This is a genomic window from Pseudoalteromonas sp. G4 (genome assembly GCF_028875915.1).
In the GTDB taxonomy this organism is placed as follows: Bacteria; Pseudomonadota; Gammaproteobacteria; order Enterobacterales; family Alteromonadaceae; genus Pseudoalteromonas.
Map to the genome: position 1 here is coordinate 1 of NZ_JAPEHW010000158.1, position 1,143 is coordinate 1,143.

Consider the following 1,143-nt stretch of genomic DNA (forward strand, 5'->3'; position numbering starts at 1 on the left):
TTTTGTTGATAAGTTTTGCCGACCCTGCTTTTACCGTAACCAAATACGAAAATAATTTTGCCCCATCATCCGCAATAACGGTTTTTAATTGTTGATTAATGATTTCAAAGTCTTCAGGTTCGGGTTTCGACTTTGCGCAGCCAATAAGCACTGAAAAACACAGCGTTAGTAAAATAAGTTTTGTCATTAACGTTTCCATACTGCAGAAGGTAATTTTAAAGTTAAGCACGCCATGGTTGGCGGAAAATATTCAGAAAAGGCCATTGAATGCCAATTATCTTCAAACATATCAATTAGCACTAAACCATTATCCAGCTGACCTTTGATTTGCTCTTCAAATGAGTGACTAAACACCAGTGGTTCATCTTGCTCCTTTAATAAAGCTAATTCTTCTTCAGAAAGGTTATTAATATCACTAAACGGTAGTTTATGGCGCACTTTGGTCACGCCTTTTTCTGCTTCAAACCAATCAAATATGTATGCAGCAGGATTAATAAAGCCACTTAGCAAACGGCCATTTTCTTTTAAAACACGCGCAGCTTCTGCCCATAAATTGGAAATGTCTGGCACAAAATTATTTGAACAAGGGTGAAAAACAAGGTCAAAGCTTTCATTTTCAAAACAGCTTAAATCGGTCATATCGCCTTTTACTGTTTTAAGCGTTAGCCCATCACGCTTAGCAACAAATGCATCTTGCGAAAGTTGGTTTTCAGATAAATCGAACACAGTTACATCAGCACCTGCGGCCGATAAAATTGGCCCTTGCTGGCCGCCACCTGAGGCAAGACACAGTACTTTTTTACCTGTTAAATCACCAAACCAACTGTGTGGCACACTCTTATGTGGTGTTAATACAATAGACCAATCGCCATTTCGCGCGGCTTCAACTTGTGAGCTTGTGACCGGCTGCGTCCATTCATTATTTGCTTCGACCTGTTTATTCCAAGCATGGTTGTTATAATTTTTAATATCCATTGGTCTCTCTCGCACAATTAATGTGCAAACAAGCTAAAATTACCTTTTATGCTACAAAAAATACTTGACCAGTGATAGAAAAAAAATTAAAGTTCTCGCCGTTCAAAAGCATCACGCTTTAGAATGTCCTTTTTTGGAATGTGGGGCTATAGCTCAGCTGGGAGAGCG

The 1,143-nt window shown here is 38.9% G+C and carries 1 protein-coding gene and 1 pseudogene; both read right to left on the reverse strand.

Translation table 11 applies throughout. The features are described 5' to 3' along the window. Nucleotides 1–187: pseudogene (locus ON073_RS20360) on the reverse strand (hypothetical protein); the annotation flags it as partial. Next, nucleotides 187–975: a class I SAM-dependent methyltransferase gene (locus tag ON073_RS20365; RefSeq protein WP_274763691.1), complete on the reverse strand. Its 789-nt coding sequence runs from the start codon at nucleotides 973–975 to the stop codon at nucleotides 187–189. The pseudogene ON073_RS20360 and the gene ON073_RS20365, both read right to left, overlap by 1 nt. Nucleotides 976–1,143: the final 168 nt, after the last annotated feature.